The sequence below is a fragment of the Neorhizobium vignae genome (assembly GCF_000732195.1).
Taxonomy (GTDB): Bacteria; Pseudomonadota; Alphaproteobacteria; order Rhizobiales; family Rhizobiaceae; genus Neorhizobium; species Neorhizobium vignae.
Genome location: NZ_JNNU01000012.1, coordinates 144,610 through 160,468, shown reverse-complemented (window position 1 = coordinate 160,468; position 15,859 = coordinate 144,610). Strand labels below are relative to the sequence as shown.

Genomic DNA, 15,859 nt, shown 5'->3' with positions numbered 1-15,859 from the left:
ACTACTCAAGCTGTCTCGGTCGGGTGTGCTCATCATCATCCGGACTGGGGGGCGTGATGAAATTTTCAATCTCTTCGTCCGATCCCGCGATCGCAAGAAAATTTAATTGGGAAACGTCATCAAAACTGAATTCCGATATAAATGCGGCCTGCTCTGCCGTTATGAAGAAGCCTTTTTGCTCCAAACCGATTTCTACGACGCGCAGCATTTGTTTGAGTGCAAATTCTCGGCTTCCCTCGTCATAAATCTGACGGAGGACACGGCTGCTTCCGATATTGATCCTAACCATTTTTTCAATCTCTTCCTGAAGGCGTGGATCCACTTTGCGCAGGACGGCAGCAATGATCAACAGTGCCGGTAAGTCAGTCGCTGGTGGAGCGGTCTGTTGAATATGGCTCACAATCCTCTCGGCAAGGTCGAGCCAGTAAGCTTCGCCGAGATCTTGTGCAGTCAACGATCCTAGTATCCAGTCTTCAGGGTTTGGACTTCGCTCGAGTACTCCAAACCACTTCTCCGAAAAGCGCTTCAAATCCTTGAGGTCGAATTCGTGCGTTGTTCTGCCGCGTTGGAAGATTGCGCTCATCGTCAGATTGTCGCTGCCGATGTAGAGCACCTGTTGAAAAATTTCCTTGAGAGGTCGCCCCAAAGCATTTTTCCAATGCGTTTGGATTCGACCGAAATAGTCGAACATGCGAAGCGGCATTTCAGAGCTATTTTCGGTCTGAAATTCGACGTGGTAAATGTTCTGCGAACGATAATAGAGAGTGTCAGATCGAAGCTCATCCCAGTCAGGGAATTGCTCTCTTAAGAGAAAACCACCTCGCGGTAGTTCAAGAATATCTCGCAATCGCGCATTGTCTAATGAGATCAGTTTTTTCAGCGTAATATCGTACTTCGAGATTTTGCTCTCGCGAATTCGGACTAGGTTAACCACACAAATTCTCTTCAAATCGGCCGTTTGCGCGGCGTTTACTCGATCATTTGCTAATTTTCGTTCGTGAATTCGTCCCAATTTTATCTTTGCGACCGAAAAGCGTGCTAACGGCTTCTTCCGCTATGTCCTGACAATCGACGGCGTCGCAATGCCAGCGACGGGCATGCGAACACCCCAAGGAAATTTCTTCTCGCCGTTCGCCTCATACTGATAGACGACGACGCCGGGCAGATTGCGCTTGTCGTATCGCCGACCGAGATTGAAGGCGACGCTGTTCTGGCAGGCCAGAAGGAGATGGATGGTGGCGACTCCCTTCGCCTCAAGAACCTTCGCCGTATCGAGAAGCTGCTGCGCGAGCGCACTCTGCTTCGCCTGAGACCAGTGGGATGAGTCCAATGCCGGAAGCGACATGCGGACCACCGGAAGTTTGAACGTCGTGTCGATGTTCTCGTCTCTGACCTGATAGGAGGCGGAAACGGCAAGCACGACTTCCGGCGAATCCTTCACGGCGCCGACGCCGGTGACAATGAAACGCTGACCGTCGTCACGGCTGTCCAGGACCCGCCAGGACTCGCGAGTCCTGTCCCAGTCCATCACGACGATGCTGCCTTCGTCATCGAAGACAACGCCCGTTAGGAAGGTCATCGGCACCGGCGTTAGGCCGCCGTAGACCAGAATGACGTCCTGCCGGTCATTCTGTCGCGCATACTGCTGAACCATCCGGCGCGCGGCATCGACCTCGGGCAGGAGCGCATCTGCGTCGATTATCACGCCGTCTCTCTTCTGACGAAGATCCAGGGAGACCCCGAGCCGGTGGCCGACGATGTCGGACGGGACCGCCGCCGTGAGCGGAGTGCCATCATCCTCGCGTAGGCCGCGGCCTTCGATGACGATGACCTTCTTCCGGTTCCGGATTTCGTTCTCGCGGGTGAAACGCTTCCATCCGATGACGAAACAGAAAACGAAGACCGCGACGAAGATCGACACCAGGGACCACTGAGCCCAGTCCGGAATGATGTTGGTCGAGCCGAATTCAAAGGAGTAGTCGCCGCGTACGGTTGCCTTAACGAGCCAGTTTCCGCCGAGCAGCGCTACAAGAACCGGAATGCACAAGGCCGCAACCCTGACCTCGAATCCTTTCGGTCTGAACAGGTATTTTATGAATTCGCGAAAGGCCCAATCCGCAGTTTCTCGGTACATGCTTACTCAGTTCTCCGCTCTGATTTGTACGGGTGTCGGAGCCGCCCCGCGTTGGTGGAAGGTCGACGTCGCAATGAATTCGGACGGGACGTCGGAGCGGACGATGAGAAGCACGGCGAAAGGGATGTCGCGCTCCCCGTTCACGAGTCCTTCCATGGATTCCAGATCCGTAATGCTTGGAAGAATTGGAAGACGCGGATGCGAGTGCCATTCGCCAACGTAGTTGTAGGTCTCGTAGTCTCGTCCAGTCTTCTCGAAGAACGCCTCGAGGAACTTGTTGTGGTAATCGTGGTCGCGGACGAAATGAGCCCGCTCCCCGGAAACCTCGTCGACCGAGAAATCGACAATCTCGAAGATGCCCGGTTCGATCTGGCGAGCCATCAGGACGCCGCCGATTTCGCGCTGCTCCGCGCGCGCGAGGGCGCCCATCATCCTGAGGCGGATGGGTCGAGGAAGCATCAGTTGAACTGTCACTGGGCGTCTCCGCCGACGAGCTCCGCCATGAGTCCGCCGATGACGTCGCTTGATGCCGAACCTGTGTCGACCTCCCATGTGCCCGAGCTGCGAAGGTCGATAGGCCATGTGTCGAACGGAGCTTCGAATATCCACGCCTTCTTCAAGCCGATGGCATAGGCCGAGGAAGGGAACGCCGTCTCGCCGCCTTCGAGAATATCGATCGCGAAGCGCGTAGCATGAGCCGCGATGACGGCCACGTCGGCGTCGTCGGCGATGAAGGGCGGCCCTTCGTCCGGGTTCGCCTCGTAGCGACCTTTCGAGGCGGCTTCCCAAGGCTTGTTGTGGTCCTCGCACCACGTCGTAATCTGGTTCCGAGCTTCCAGAGGCGGCGGATCGGTTTCGGGCCGGACTCTAGCAACGATTCCACCAATGCCTCCGCCGAACACCTCGGCCCAGACCATCGGCTTGCGATTTCGCTTCGACGTGCCGGCGCAAAGATTGAACGACGCAGGATGCGCGGTGGCATCGATAATAAGGTCGCAGTCTCCGATCAGCTCGATGGTGGTATCCATGGCGATGGCGGAAGTCTGGCCACCAAGCGCGACCTTGCGAGTCACGACGTCGGCATCCGCTACGATCTGCTGAATCCTGTCGGCGAGGGCGTCGACCTTGTGCCATCCGATGGCCAGAGCGTCGAGTTCGTTGCGCACAAGGTTGCCCGTAAGGAAAACGTCTTCGTCGACGAGCAGGAACTTGCGCACGCCCGATCGGGCGAGCGACGCCGCGATCTTGGACCCGATCGAGCCACAGCCGACGATCGCCACGTGCCTGGTTGATATCGCGTCCCTATTGGAGGCAGACCGCTTCGCGAGCTCGCCTTCCTCGATGATCCGATAAGGGATCAGAAGCGGCAGGTTGTTTATGCTCCACTGGACGTCGTAGGCCGTGTGGCGACCGCTTTCTTCCAGGACGATCAGAAAAGGAAGCTCCTGCTTACCGAGCAGCGGCGCGAGATCCGGAACCAGCTTCGCCAGATCGTCGATCTCGCCCCCACCATGTTGTGCCAGAGCGCTCATGTCCTGCCGTGTCCGCAGCAGATAACCGGTCCGCGTTCCTGCGTTTTTGAGCTTCGGTTGTGGCGAAATCCAAAGTTCGTTGCCAGGCGCCCCTATCGCCGTCAGATGCGCCACGCGGTTTATACGCCTTGCGGTCGTCGACAGAGAGATCTTGACGACCATCTCGGAAAGGCGTCCGTCGAGCGAAGCCCAGGCGCCTTCCGGCACCATGAGACGCCAGGTTTCGAACCGAAGCTCCGCCGCAAGCGAAGTCCGGTGGTCCGAAAGGACGGCGCCCGTCCTTCCGTCCGGCGTGCGCTCGGCGGCGATGAGCCCAAACGCGCTCTCGACCATTATCGCGCCGGTGACCGTCGCGTCCCAATTGTCCGGTCGCCACTGGAGGCAAAGCTCGCCGCCGGCCCCGTACTGGTGTTCCGAGAGCCGACGTTCGCCGTGGGGCATGACGATCGGGGGAGTGTCCGGGAAGTTGATCGGGTAGATGACGGCAAGCGGGAACTTCTCCCCACCGTGCGCGACCTCGACGTCGACGCAGAGCTGAAGGTTGTCGAGAAAGCGAACGCGCACGCTTGTCAGCCAGTCGTGCTCCTCTTGGAGAGCGACGAGCGCAGCCTTTTCCAGGCGCGCCCGCGACTCGTCGGCCAGCCACCAGATCATGCGTACCCCTGCGGCTTGGTAGGCTGTCGGGCGGCATTCGCAAAGCTTGGCGCTGTCGTTGCCGCCGCGCCGGCCGAAGCTCCGCTTGCAGCACGGAGAAGACGATTGCCACCCGTAAGACGGTCCACCGCCTTCGTCGAAAGCCGGTAGCCCATCCTGGGTGTGAGGGCGTCCGCCATTTCTTGGAAGGAAACCGCCTGAGCGGCCGCGTTGAAATCGGCACGGGCGGTGCGGAGCCATCTGAAAAATGCCTCCGCCTTCTCAGGCTCCGCCTGCCATTTGTCGGCAAAGTTCTCGTAGGGGTCGGTCGGGTTGGCGATGACGTACTTCTGGCCGTCGTGCTGGATGAACTGATCCATCCCCTGCAGGATCGCGAATAGCGCGCCCGATATCGTCTCCTGGCCCTCGTAGGCATGCGCGGCCAAGGTGGTGATGATCACCGAGATCGGACGGACGTCCGGCTCCCTTGCAAACATGTTGTCGCGGTGCCGTTTAAGGATCATGATCGCCGACTGCAGAGGCGTCTTCACCTTGAAGTCTGGCATGTCTTCGACACTCGCGCGGAACCCCTGCCGATTGAGGGCCTCGACCTTCGCCCGCTTACGGCGAATGAGGACTTCCGACTGTCGAGAGGCGAACCAGCTCGAAAACCCTTTGGGATTCGAACGGGGCCAGTATTCCGTCTTCTCCATGTAGTTCGGAAGACGCCGGTCGGTGATCGAGATGGCCGTCTCCGACCATCGGGCGTCGTGCAAGATCGCGTCGAGCCGTCGCTTCTGTTCCACGCCGTTCGGGATGGCGGGGACGATGTCCATGTGGAACTGGGCGCCGTCGGCATAGTCGAGGATCCAGCAGCGATTTCCTTCGCGGACCGGCTTCGTCATGTTCTGGGCGTCGTGATAGGCTTTCACCTCTGCCCCGAGCAGTTGCTTCAACGCGAATGGCGAGAGGTGCTGCTTGGTCAGAAGACGGAATTCGCAGACCGAGTCGACGTCGTACTCCTCGTCTTCCGTCAGCGGTCGGATCGCCGTTCCAAGCCTGAACGATCCTTGGCAGTAGACCTGAGGGTCGAAGTGACGGACCGAACTTCCTTCACGATGAAGCCAGTCGCCGAACGACTTGAAGCTTCGATCGGCCTGATCGTATCGATGCTCGGGAATTTCGAGTTCTGCGATCAACGCTTCCAGAAATGCTTCGATCGTATTGACATGCACGTTCATGACTTCGACCTCGCTCGTACGCGTGAACTTTTAGATGATTCCAACCCGCGCGTTTGTTTCGTGTTTTGTTCCTTTGACTACTTCCAGGCGGACTGGTCCGCCTGGAAGGCTAGCTGTTCATTCTAAAAGCGCAGAATTGTTGAGTTTTTTCCAAAACTTCTGCACATTTGATGTCACTTGCGGAAACGAAACACGATCTTTCGTGACTTTTCAGTAGTGGGTTTCGTGACTCCGAGTATTACTGTTCGTGCTATTTCAGTTCACCCTATCCACACACTTATTCCTGCATTAATCAGCTGCACCCGCTGGTGGCACCGCACGTGTCGCACTTCTCGCAAGTCCCGTTCCGGACCATGGTGAAGTTCTGGCACTCGCCGCACATGTTGCCCGTATACCCTTGAGCAATGGAGCGCATGCGGCGTTCGTTTTCGACCTTCTTGGCTTCGGTCTTCGCGGTCGCGGCCTCGTCGGCGGCCTTGTCGGAGAAGAGGGCCGTGGTGGCTGCCTGTTCTTCGGCCAGTTCCTCGACGATCTCTTCGGCGAGTTCCTTGGCGCGCTCCTCGTAGTCCCGCTTGAAGGAGACGATTTCGGAGGTGGAGATGGCAACCGTCGGTTCCAGCTTGCGGGCGGCGGCACCGGCAAAGGCGGTGACGTTGGTGCCGGCCGAGGCGCGGGCAGGGGCGGCGGTTGCCGCACCCTTGATGTCGGCCGGGCGGTCGCTGCCGGTGCCGGAGACGAGCGTCGGCTTGTAGCCGCGGGTCAGGCCCTTGGAGACCACATCCGCCTTGCCTTCCGAGACGCCGCGGCCGAGCGCGGTGTTGGAGAAGTCCGACGTATCGACATGCGCGAGGTCGTGGCGGCCGAGATAGGAGATCGCCAGTTCGCGGAACACGTAGTCGAGGATCGATGTGGCGTTCTTGATCGCGTCATTGCCCGTGACGATGCCGGCCGGTTCGAACTTGGTGAAGGTGAACGCGTCGACATATTCCTCGAGCGGCACGCCATACTGCAGGCCGAGCGAGACGGAGATCGCGAAGTTGTTGATGAAGGCGCGCAGCGCCGAACCTTCCTTGTTCATGTCGAGGAAGATTTCGCCGAGGCGGCCGTCGTCGTATTCGCCGGTGCGCAGGAAGATCGTGTGTCCGCCGATCTTCGCCTTCTGGGTATAACCCTTGCGGCGGCCGGGGAGCTTTTCCTGGCTGCGGACGACCTTTTCGATGATCCGCTCGACGATCTTTTCGGTGATCGTCACGGCCTGGGCGGCTGCCGGCTGGGCCAGCAGTTCCTCGACGGCATCTTCCGCGTCGTCGTCGGCAATCAGCGACGAGTTGAGCGGCTGGGAGAGCTTCGAGCCGTCGCGGTAAAGCGCGTTGGCTTTCAGGCCGAGCTTCCAGGACAGCATGTAGGCGGAACCGCAATCCTCGACGGTCGCGTCGTTCGGCATGTTGATCGTCTTGGAGATCGCACCCGAGATGAACGGCTGGGCGGCCGCCATCATGCGGATATGGCTTTCGACCGAGAGATAACGCTTGCCGATCTTGCCGCAGGGATTGGCGCAATCGAAGACCGGCAGATGTTCGGCCTTCAGGAAGGGCGCGCCTTCCAGCGTCATCGCCCCGCAGACATGGATGTTGGCGGCTTCGATGTCCTTCTTCGAGAAACCGATATGTTCGAGCAGGTTGAAGCTCATGTCGGCGAGCTGTTCGTCGCTGACCTTCAGCGTGCCCTTGAGGAAGTCGGCGCCAAGCGTCCACTGGTTGAAGACGAACTTGATGTCGAAGGCGGCCTTCAGCGCGCCGTTGACGGCCTCGATCTTCTCGTCGGTGAAGCCCTTGGCCTTCAGCGAGCCGGGGTTGATGCCCGGAGCCTGGTTGAGGTTGCCGTGGCCGACCGCATAGGCCTCGATCTCGGCGATCTGGCTTTCCGAATAACCGAGCGTGCGCAGCGCTTCCGGGACGGCGCGGTTGATGATCTTCCAGTAGCCGCCGCCGGCGAGCTTCTTGAACTTGACGAGCGCGAAGTCGGGCTCGATACCGGTCGTGTCGCAATCCATCACGAGGCCGATCGTGCCGGTCGGGGCGATGACCGAGACCTGCGCGTTGCGGTAGCCGTGCTGTTCGCCAAGCGTGAGCGCCTTGTCCCAGGCGGCCTTGGCATGGGCGACCAGATCCTGGTCCGGGTTTTCCGAATGGATCAGCGCCACCGGGTTGACCGACAGCTGCTCGTAGCCGGAGGTCTCGCCATAGGCGGCGCGGCGATGGTTGCGGATGACCCGCAGCATGCTGTCGCGGTTCGGGGCGAAGTTCGGGAAGGGGCCGAGCTCGGAGGCCATTTCAGCCGAGGTGGCGTAGGAAACGCCGGTCATGATCGCCGTCAGCGAGCCGGCGATGGCGCGGCCTTCCGGAGAGTCATAGGCGATGCCGGTCGACATCAGGAGACCGCCGATATTGGCGTAGCCGAGGCCGAGCGTACGGTACTGGTAGGAAAGCTCGGCGATCTGGCGCGACGGGAACTGCGCCATCATCACCGAGATTTCGAGCACGACGGTCCACAGGCGGGTGGCATGTTCGTAGTCGGCGATGTTGATGCGGGCGGTCGTCTTGTCCTTGAACTGCAGCAGGTTCATGGAGGCGAGGTTGCAGGCCGTGTCGTCGAGGAACATGTATTCCGAGCACGGGTTCGAGCCGCGGATCGGGCCGCCGGCCGGCGACGTGTGCCAGTCGTTCATCGTCGAGTTGAAATGGATGCCCGGATCGGCGGACGCCCAGGCGGCGTAGGAGATCTGTTCCCAGAGGTCCTTGGCCTTCAGCGTCTTCATCACCCTTCCGTCCTTGCGGGCGGTGAGGTTCCAGTCCCCATCCTGCTCGACGGCGCGCAGAAAATCGTCCTTCAGCGAGACGGAGTTGTTGGAGTTCTGGCCGGAGACGGTGAGATAGGCTTCCGAATCCCAGTCCGTGTCATAGGTCTTGAATTCCAGGTCCTTGTAGCCCTGGCGGGCGAACTGGATGACGCGGCCGATATAGTTTTCCGGAACCTGGTCCTTCTTGGCGGCCTTGATCTCGCGCTTGAGGGCGGGGTTCTTGAGCGGGTCGAAGCAATCGTCGCCGCTGCCGCCTTCGCAGTTGAGGCAGGCCTTCATGATGGCCTTCAGGTGCTTGGAGACGATCTTGGAGCCGGTGACGAGGGCCGCCACCTTCTGCTCTTCCTTGACCTTCCAGTTGATGTATTCCTCGATATCCGGATGGTCGATGTCGACGACGACCATCTTGGCCGCACGGCGGGTGGTGCCGCCCGACTTGATGGCGCCGGCGGCGCGGTCACCGATCTTGAGGAAGCTCATCAGGCCGGAGGAACGGCCGCCGCCGGAGAGCTTTTCGCCTGCGCCGCGCAGCATCGAGAAGTTGGAGCCGGTGCCGGAGCCGTATTTGAACAGGCGCGCCTCGCGGACCCACAGGTCCATGATGCCGCCTTCGTTGACGAGGTCGTCCTCGACCGACTGGATGAAGCAGGCATGCGGCTGCGGATGCTCATAGGCAGACTTCGACTTGGTGAGCTTGCCGGTGAAGGGGTCGACATAGAAATGGCCCTGGCCGGGGCCGTCGATGCCATAGGCCCAATGCAGGCCGGTGTTGAACCACTGCGGGGAGTTCGGCGCGACGCGCTGGGTGGCGAGCATGTAGGCAAGCTCGTCCATGAAGGCGGCAGCATCTTCTTCGGACGTGAAATAGCCGCCCTTCCAGCCCCAGTAGGTCCAGGTGCCGGCAAGGCGGGAGAAAACCTGGCGGGCATCGGTTTCGGAACCGTACTGCTCTTCCTTCGGCAAAGCCTTCATCGCTTCCGTGTCAGCTACAGAGCGCCACAGGAAGGAGGGGACGTCATTCTCTTCGATCTTCTTCAGGATCTTGGGAACGCCGGCCTTGCGGAAATACTTCTGCGCCAGAACGTCCGTCGCAACCTGGGAGAACTGCGCCGGCACGTCGATGTCGGCAAGCCGGAAGACGATCGAGCCGTCCGGATTGCGGATCTCGCTGATCCCCTTGCGGAATTCGATTTCCCCGTAGGCGCCTGTCTCCGGCTTGGTGAAACGACGTTCGATGCGCATTGCCTTAAATCCCTCGTCAGTTGGCGCCCGATTGAAGAGCGCAGATGTGCCGCTCCAGCCCACACGTTCGACGCGCGCAGCCGGTTGAATGTTTCCCGTCCCAGGTGATCATCCGTAGATGCCAACCTGTATGTTGTGGTGATAACGGCTGCAACACTACTACATATAGTATTAACAGAATCTTTCCGCCAGTCCCAGCCGTTGTTCCGGAGCGGAAAATCGAGCACGCACGGCGACCCTGATAGCAGCCCGCCCCTCATAGCCGGACTGCAAGATCTTTCCCGTCAAACTCGAAGAAGAACCGGCCTCGTTAATTCCGGTCCAGTCGCCGCCGCAACGTAAGGAACACTGTCGAACGAGCCGAGAGATTCGTCAAGGCGTAGATTGCAACGCTTTTATAACCACAAGATATTGTGGTTCGCGGCTGTGGATAACGGGGACTAAGAAATAGCCGAGGATTCTCAGGCAGTTGCGCGGATAGCCTGAAACTTGCGTTACGAGGCGCAGAAATATTTCGTGAGCGGCGGCAGGTGCCGGAAGCCCGGTTCGGCAGGGTTTTGGGGGTTCGGCCGTACCATATCGAGACAGTTCAAGAATCTGTGGCTACCACTAATAGATAAGCCCGCACGGTTTTTTAACCGGCAGGCCCGTGACAAGCACCGAGATTTTTGAAAAGGGGCCGGAAAGAATCAGCCGCCGGCACTCGGCTCCTGATGAAGCCCTGTCCCCGCGGAAAAGAGGCCCAGTGGTCCCAACTGACTTCCAGTGCGTCGGGACGATAGCTGGCGCCAAGCCATCCGAAAAGGCGTGGATGTGTGCCGAACAGGTTCTTCATCGGCGAGCCCGTTGGGGCTTCGCTTATCTTTTCCCTTAGCGCTGCGGCAGCGATGCCGCAGCGCCAGGGATATTCGCCCGGCTCAGAGGGAATCGACGTTGATCCCGATCGTCACGGCGCCGATCGGCGTTCCGCTCTCATCGGAAATCGTCACGCTTGCCTGCGACTGCAGCGTCTGGGACGATTCGTCCTTTTCAACCTCGTCGACGAAGAGCGCATTCTTGCCGGCACCGAAGGATTTCTTGAATTTTGCCTCATCGCCCTGCCAATAATCGGAGGTTATGTCGCTCTGGCCGACATTGAGGCCCTTGGCGTCCATGATGAAGATTTCCGTAATCGCCCCTTCGGACTTTTCCTTCTTTTCGACGAGAAGTTTCGACAAGGCGTTGTTCAGCACGCTGTCGATCGTCGCGCGACTGGAACTGTCGACTTCGGCGCGCCATTTCTTGTCGAGCGCCAGGATATCGGCGTCGCTCAGCTTGGCATTGGTGGCATTCTGGGCCTTGATCGCCGAAATGATCACCGCGTCGGTGAGCCAGGGTTTTACTTTAGCGGTGACATATTCGGTCACCGGCGCGACGTGGGCCTCCTCGGCCTGAGCCGTGCCAAGCGGCAGCGCGGATACGATGCTGCCGAGAAGGAGCATGACGATGATCTTATGCATGGGTGTTTCCCTTCCATAGGTTACTGACGTTTATGAGGTCATGCCGCTGCAGAGGCGTCTTCAGGACGCTTGTCTGAACGGAGCGGCAAAGCCGGCTCTTTTGTCGGAGAGAGAGTGATGCCTCTCCGATTCGGAATGGGCTCCGGCGCCATTTCCGGCTGTTTTCCCGACAGTGAAGCTGCTGGCCGAACTCAGCAGCAGACGGCCTTGAGAGAGCAGTTCCTGGCAGGCCGCATTGGTTTCCTCCACCATCGCGGCATTCTGCTGGGTCGCCTGATCCATCTGGTTGATCGCGGTGTTGATCTCCTGCAGGCCCGTGGCCTGTTCCCGATAGGACTGGACGATCGACACGATGCTGTCGCTGATGCGGTTGATCTGGTTGCCGATCTGGAGAAGGGCATCGCCCGTGTCGTTGACAAGCCCGACGCCTGCCGCGACCTCCTGATTGGAGCTGGTGATCAGAACCTTTATTTCCTTAGCTGCATTGGCAGATCTCTGCGCCAGTTCACGCACTTCCTGAGCTACGACTGCAAAACCCTTGCCGGCCTCGCCCGCGCGAGCGGCCTCGACGCCGGCATTCAGCGCCAGGAGATTGGTCTGGAAGGCGATCTCGTCGATAACGCCGATGATGTGGCCGATCTGGCTGGACGAGGCCTGGATCCGGTCCATCGCCCCGATCGCATTGCGCACGACGGTTGCCGAGGAATGGGCGCCTTTCTTCGTCTCCTCGACGAGGTGCCCGGCGCTCTCCGCCTTCTGTGAAGAGGTTCTGACCGTTGTTGTGACCTGGCCAAGGGAGGCGGCGGTCTCCTGGAGAGCGGCGGCCTGTCGTTCAGTGCGCTGAGCCAGCTGGTCGGCGGCGCCGGCAAGCTCGCTGGAGCGATCTTCCACTTGGTGGGACGCTTCCTTGATCTCCGTCAGGGCGGCGGCAACCGCCTCGACCATGTTGTTGAAGTCCTGCTGCAGTTTTTCGAAATCCGGCCCGAGACCATCGAGATGAATCGAAAAGTCGCCTCCGGCCAGCCTTTCCAGCGCCTGTCCGAGCTGTGCCATGACGGCCCGTTGGGTGTTGCTGGTTTCCTCGGTGATCCTCGAATTCCGGGCGCGCTCCTCGTCAAGCGACTGGCGCTGCTCCGCCGCGATACGCTCTTCTTCGACCTTCGCAATAGCCTCGCCGCGGAACACTTCCAGCGCGCGGGAGAGCACGCCGATCTCGTCGCCATTGCGCTGGTAGTCGACCGGGGAGGTGAGGTCGCCGGTCTGCAAGGCGATGATGCGCGCACTGAGGTTCCGAACAGGGCGTCCCACAAGCCGGCGCATGGCCAAGAGGAAGGCTGTGACCGCAACGGTGATGACGAGCAATTGGATAAGCAGGGTGTTCAGCACTTCCTGCTGCGCCGTGGCGAGGATCTTCTCTACCGACCAGGCAGTGAAGAGATAGCCCGTGACCTTGCCGGATTTGTCTGCGGGCAGGGGCACAACGATCCCGACCAGACCTCTGGAAGCCAGCGTCGTATCGACAACCGTGCTGTCGGGTTTCTGGCCGATCGCCTGCGCCAGTTCGGCGGAAGACAGGACGCCTGCCACGCCTTCGCGTGCCCAGATGTCGACCGGCGCGAGCTCGGCGTTGAACGCGGCGAACTGGACGAGGTCGAGGGTAGGGTTGTCGCGCTGCAGAGCATAGGCTTCCCGCACCGCATTGACCTTGCCCCACTTCACGCCGCCGGCCGCAACCGACGCGAACTGCTCGGCGCCGCGCGACCACTGTGCCGTCGCCGTGCTGATCAGCAAGCGCGTTTCCGATATCCATGTATAGGTGGCCAAGGCGGAAACGCCACAAATATTGACCGCAACGATAAGCGCCGCCAGTTTTGTGGTCAGCGGCATCCTATTCAGAAAATCACGCATGCGGGCCTCGATGTCATGCAGACGCGACCGGGGGGGACCCCAGCCTCGCGGATTGAACTCGGACATCGTACGCTGAGAGTGTCACACGACAGGCATCATGCCCGTGCCGCCATTGTCAGGCAAAGCCTACGGACGACAGTGTTCCTTCTTTATATGAAGAAAAAATAAAATTAGCGCACCCTCATAAGGAAAGCGGCATCAGGCAGCAGAAATATAGCGCCTGGGACGAAACCTCGATGCGAGTTCCTTGACGAATGCCAAATTCAGGGCACACGGAAGTCCTCCGCGCGCCTTCACGACGCCGAAAGGCACGGATTTCGCGGCTGGCCGCAGGACGTGTTCTCGCGGGGATGACGCCACGTCGTCGCGCCCCGCCCGAAACGTTAGGGTTGTAGACCTTAGCTGCGGTCCGCCTTGGCAATCGGCTCCTGATAGGTGAAGCCCATGTCCCAGGGGAAGTAGATCCAGGTGTCCTGGCTGACTTCCGTGACGAAAGTGTCGATCATTGGCACGCCTGAAGGTTTGGCATAGACGCAGGCAAAATGCGCCTTCGGCAGCATGGTGCGCACTTCCGATGCCGTCTTGCCGGTATCGGTCAGGTCGTCGATGACCAGGACGCCGGCGCCTTCATCGACCATCAGTTCGGGCGTGATTCCCTTGAGCAGGTTCATTTCACCCTGGTTGACGTAGTCATGGTAGGAGGCGATGCAGACCGTCTCGATGAGGCGGATATTGAGTTCGCGCGAAATGATCGCCGCCGGCACCAGGCCGCCGCGGGTGATACAGACGATGGCGCGGAAATCCCGCTTGAGGCTTGCGAGACGCCAGGCAAGCGCCCGGGCGTCACGATGGAATTGATCCCAGGAAACGGGGAAGGCTTTTTCGGGAAGAGACATGAGGCTGGCCACCATTAGCGAAAGCATGTTGTTGGCTCTCGCTAATAGCGGCAATTCGCCCGAAGACGCAAGGATTTGTCAGCGGGAAAGCAAAGTCAGCGCCGTCATCGAATCAAGCAGGCTGCGTGTCACGCCGCCGAACAGCATTTCCCACCAGCGCGAATGGCCGTAGCCGCCCATCACCAGAAGGTCGACGCTGCCTTCCGACAGATGGTTCTCGATCGCCGCTGCCGCAGAAACGCCGCTCTTTCCCTGCGTCGACAGCGTCACGTTGATCCCGTGCCGGGCAAGGGTGGTCGCGATCTCGGCGCCTGCCATTTCAGGCGTCTGGCCGCCGCGGTCGCTCGGATCCACGCAAAACACCTCGACGCTGTCCGCGCCTTTGAGGAACGGCATCGAATCGAAGGTTGCCCGCGCCGCCTCGCGCGAACCGTTCCAGGCGATCATCACCCGCTTGATCGGTTGCGGCACCTTCAACGTATAGGGGACGAGCAGCATCGGCCGGCCGCTGTCGAAGAGGAAAGTCTCGAGATCGGCGCGGTGATCGGCATGCGCCGGATCGCTCTGGCTCGCAACGATCAGATCGACGGAACGGGCGGTATCCATGACCGAATGGGAGCCGTAGCCCGCCGACGACATGAAGCTGCGCCACTCGATGGAAAGTCCCTCGCGGGACGATCGTTGCCTGAAGATCCGCTCCACCTCCGCCGTCTCCTTCTGCGCCGCGTCCTGCAGGATCTGCACTGCGGAGGGATCCGGAATTTCCATCGGCGCAATCAGCGGCACGGCGGCCAGCGTTTCTGCGTGGACGCCGATCAGGTGGGCGGAGAAACGTTCGGCGAGCGCGATCCCGTAATCCGTGATCGGCCCGGCGTTTTGAGGTGTGTCGAGAACCGCTAGAATGGTCTTGTAGGCCATGGCTGCATCTCCTCATCAACTGGCTCTGCGGGATTGGGAGCCAGTCTCATATAATTACGTGTGTCGCACGTTGATCCCGGTCAAGGAGTGGCCGCCGAGAGAGGGTAAGGCAGAGTGCCCCGGGTCAGGCGTCGGCTGTCGGATTGGTGGCGATCTTGGCGCGGTCGATGCCGGCGATCATCTCCGCCACGGCTTGCGCGGCCGCATCGAGAACCTGCGGGTCGCGGGCGCGCACGACGATTTCGGTCGAGAATCGCTGCCCGTCATATTTCGGATAGGAGCCGATGCTGGTCTGAGGATGCGCCTTCTGCACGGCCGACAGCAGCGTGCCGATATCGCCTTCGCCATAGGGGCAGGGCAGCGCCCGCGACAGCATTTTTGCGCCCGAGCGCAGCATCGGAAGCACGTTGTCGACCATCGCCTGGAAAACCTGCGGCACGCCCGCCATCACATAGACGTTGCCGATGATGAAGCCCGGGGCGGTCGAAACCGGGTTTGCGATATGCCTGGAGCCCTCGGGCATGCGGGCCATGCGCTGACGGGCCTCGGTGAATTCCATCTCCCGCCGCTTGTACATGTCGGCAAGCAGTTTCATCGCGTCGGGATCGTGGATGCAGGGCACGCCGAAGGCCTTCGAGATCGCGTCGGCCGTGATGTCGTCATGGGTCGGGCCGATGCCGCCCGAGGTGAAGACGTAGTCGTAACGGCCGCGCAGCGCATTCAGCGCCTCGACGATCGCATCCTCCTCGTCGGCGACGATCCGCACTTCCTTGAGGTCGATGCCTGAAAGCGTCAGCAGATCGGCGAGGTGGCCGATATTCTTGTCCTTGGTCCGGCCGGACAGCAGCTCGTCGCCGATGGCGAGCATGGCAGCGGTGACGATCAAGGATGGTTGCGACGCTTCAGACATGGATATTCCTCCGTGATTGCCTCACTCCTAAGCCCAAACTTTTCGAGGCAGAAGCGATTTTGTCGTGACGGATGCAGAAACCTCGT

Annotated in this window: 11 protein-coding genes; all 11 read right to left on the bottom strand. The window is 60.2% G+C overall.

Annotated elements, in window-relative coordinates; translation table 11 throughout:
- Window position 1: 1 nt before the first annotated feature.
- Window positions 2-934: an RpnC/YadD family protein gene (locus GQ59_RS20890; RefSeq protein ID WP_037084644.1), complete on the bottom strand. Its 933-nt coding sequence runs from the start codon at window positions 932-934 to the stop codon at window positions 2-4.
- A 120-nt stretch (window positions 935-1,054) separates the two neighbouring features.
- Complete coding sequence (locus GQ59_RS20885) at window positions 1,055-2,134, bottom strand: SAVED domain-containing protein (RefSeq protein ID WP_051904103.1); 1,080 nt, start codon at window positions 2,132-2,134, stop codon at window positions 1,055-1,057.
- A gap of 6 nt (window positions 2,135-2,140) precedes the next feature.
- On the bottom strand, window positions 2,141-2,593 hold the full coding sequence (locus GQ59_RS20880) for a Mov34/MPN/PAD-1 family protein (RefSeq protein ID WP_037084643.1): 453 nt from the start codon (window positions 2,591-2,593) through the stop codon (window positions 2,141-2,143).
- Window positions 2,594-2,604: 11 nt separating this feature from the next.
- Window positions 2,605-4,320 (bottom strand): ThiF family adenylyltransferase, encoded by a 1,716-nt coding sequence (locus GQ59_RS20875; protein WP_037084641.1) that lies wholly within the window; start codon window positions 4,318-4,320, stop codon window positions 2,605-2,607.
- The gene (locus GQ59_RS20870; RefSeq protein WP_037084640.1) at window positions 4,317-5,540 is read right to left on the bottom strand and encodes a nucleotidyltransferase domain-containing protein; all 1,224 of its coding nucleotides are present in this window, start codon (window positions 5,538-5,540) and stop codon (window positions 4,317-4,319) included. The genes GQ59_RS20875 and GQ59_RS20870 overlap by 4 nt, the downstream gene beginning before the upstream one ends.
- Window positions 5,541-5,832: 292 nt before the next feature.
- The gene (locus tag GQ59_RS20865; RefSeq protein WP_037084637.1) at window positions 5,833-9,642 is read right to left on the bottom strand and encodes a vitamin B12-dependent ribonucleotide reductase; all 3,810 of its coding nucleotides are present in this window, start codon (window positions 9,640-9,642) and stop codon (window positions 5,833-5,835) included.
- Between the two features lie 917 nt (window positions 9,643-10,559).
- Window positions 10,560-11,141 carry a hypothetical protein gene (locus tag GQ59_RS20860; RefSeq protein ID WP_037084635.1) on the bottom strand — a complete coding sequence of 194 codons (582 nt, stop codon included), beginning with the start codon at window positions 11,139-11,141 and terminating at the stop codon, window positions 10,560-10,562.
- A gap of 60 nt (window positions 11,142-11,201) precedes the next feature.
- The gene (locus GQ59_RS20855) at window positions 11,202-13,049 is read right to left on the bottom strand and encodes a methyl-accepting chemotaxis protein (protein WP_084683240.1); all 1,848 of its coding nucleotides are present in this window, start codon (window positions 13,047-13,049) and stop codon (window positions 11,202-11,204) included.
- 398 nt (window positions 13,050-13,447) lie between these two features.
- Window positions 13,448-13,945 (bottom strand): xanthine phosphoribosyltransferase, encoded by a 498-nt coding sequence (gene gpt, locus GQ59_RS20850; RefSeq protein WP_037084771.1) that lies wholly within the window; start codon window positions 13,943-13,945, stop codon window positions 13,448-13,450.
- Window positions 13,946-14,023: 78 nt separating this feature from the next.
- Window positions 14,024-14,863 carry a universal stress protein gene (locus tag GQ59_RS20845; RefSeq protein ID WP_037084634.1) on the bottom strand — a complete coding sequence of 280 codons (840 nt, stop codon included), beginning with the start codon at window positions 14,861-14,863 and terminating at the stop codon, window positions 14,024-14,026.
- Window positions 14,864-14,987: 124 nt separating this feature from the next.
- Entirely contained in the window at window positions 14,988-15,773 is a 786-nt protein-coding gene (locus tag GQ59_RS20840) for a competence/damage-inducible protein A (RefSeq protein WP_037084632.1), read from the bottom strand.
- Window positions 15,774-15,859 lie beyond the last annotated feature (86 nt).

What these genes read in the sequence shown, in the direction of transcription:
- GQ59_RS20885 (WP_051904103.1), bottom strand. Translation starts at nt 2,134, where the DNA reads ATGTACCGAGAAACTGCGGATTGGGCCTTTCGCGAATTCATAAAATAC.
- GQ59_RS20880 (WP_037084643.1), bottom strand. Translation starts at nt 2,593, where the DNA reads ATGCTTCCTCGACCCATCCGCCTCAGGATGATGGGCGCCCTCGCGCGC.
- GQ59_RS20875 (WP_037084641.1), bottom strand. Translation starts at nt 4,320, where the DNA reads ATGATCTGGTGGCTGGCCGACGAGTCGCGGGCGCGCCTGGAAAAGGCT.
- GQ59_RS20870 (WP_037084640.1), bottom strand. Translation starts at nt 5,540, where the DNA reads ATGAACGTGCATGTCAATACGATCGAAGCATTTCTGGAAGCGTTGATC.
- GQ59_RS20865 (WP_037084637.1), bottom strand. Translation starts at nt 9,642, where the DNA reads ATGCGCATCGAACGTCGTTTCACCAAGCCGGAGACAGGCGCCTACGGG.
- GQ59_RS20860 (WP_037084635.1), bottom strand. Translation starts at nt 11,141, where the DNA reads ATGCATAAGATCATCGTCATGCTCCTTCTCGGCAGCATCGTATCCGCG.
- GQ59_RS20855 (WP_084683240.1), bottom strand. Translation starts at nt 13,049, where the DNA reads ATGCGTGATTTTCTGAATAGGATGCCGCTGACCACAAAACTGGCGGCG.
- gpt (WP_037084771.1), bottom strand. Translation starts at nt 13,945, where the DNA reads ATGTCTCTTCCCGAAAAAGCCTTCCCCGTTTCCTGGGATCAATTCCAT.
- GQ59_RS20845 (WP_037084634.1), bottom strand. Translation starts at nt 14,863, where the DNA reads ATGGCCTACAAGACCATTCTAGCGGTTCTCGACACACCTCAAAACGCC.
- GQ59_RS20840 (WP_037084632.1), bottom strand. Translation starts at nt 15,773, where the DNA reads ATGTCTGAAGCGTCGCAACCATCCTTGATCGTCACCGCTGCCATGCTC.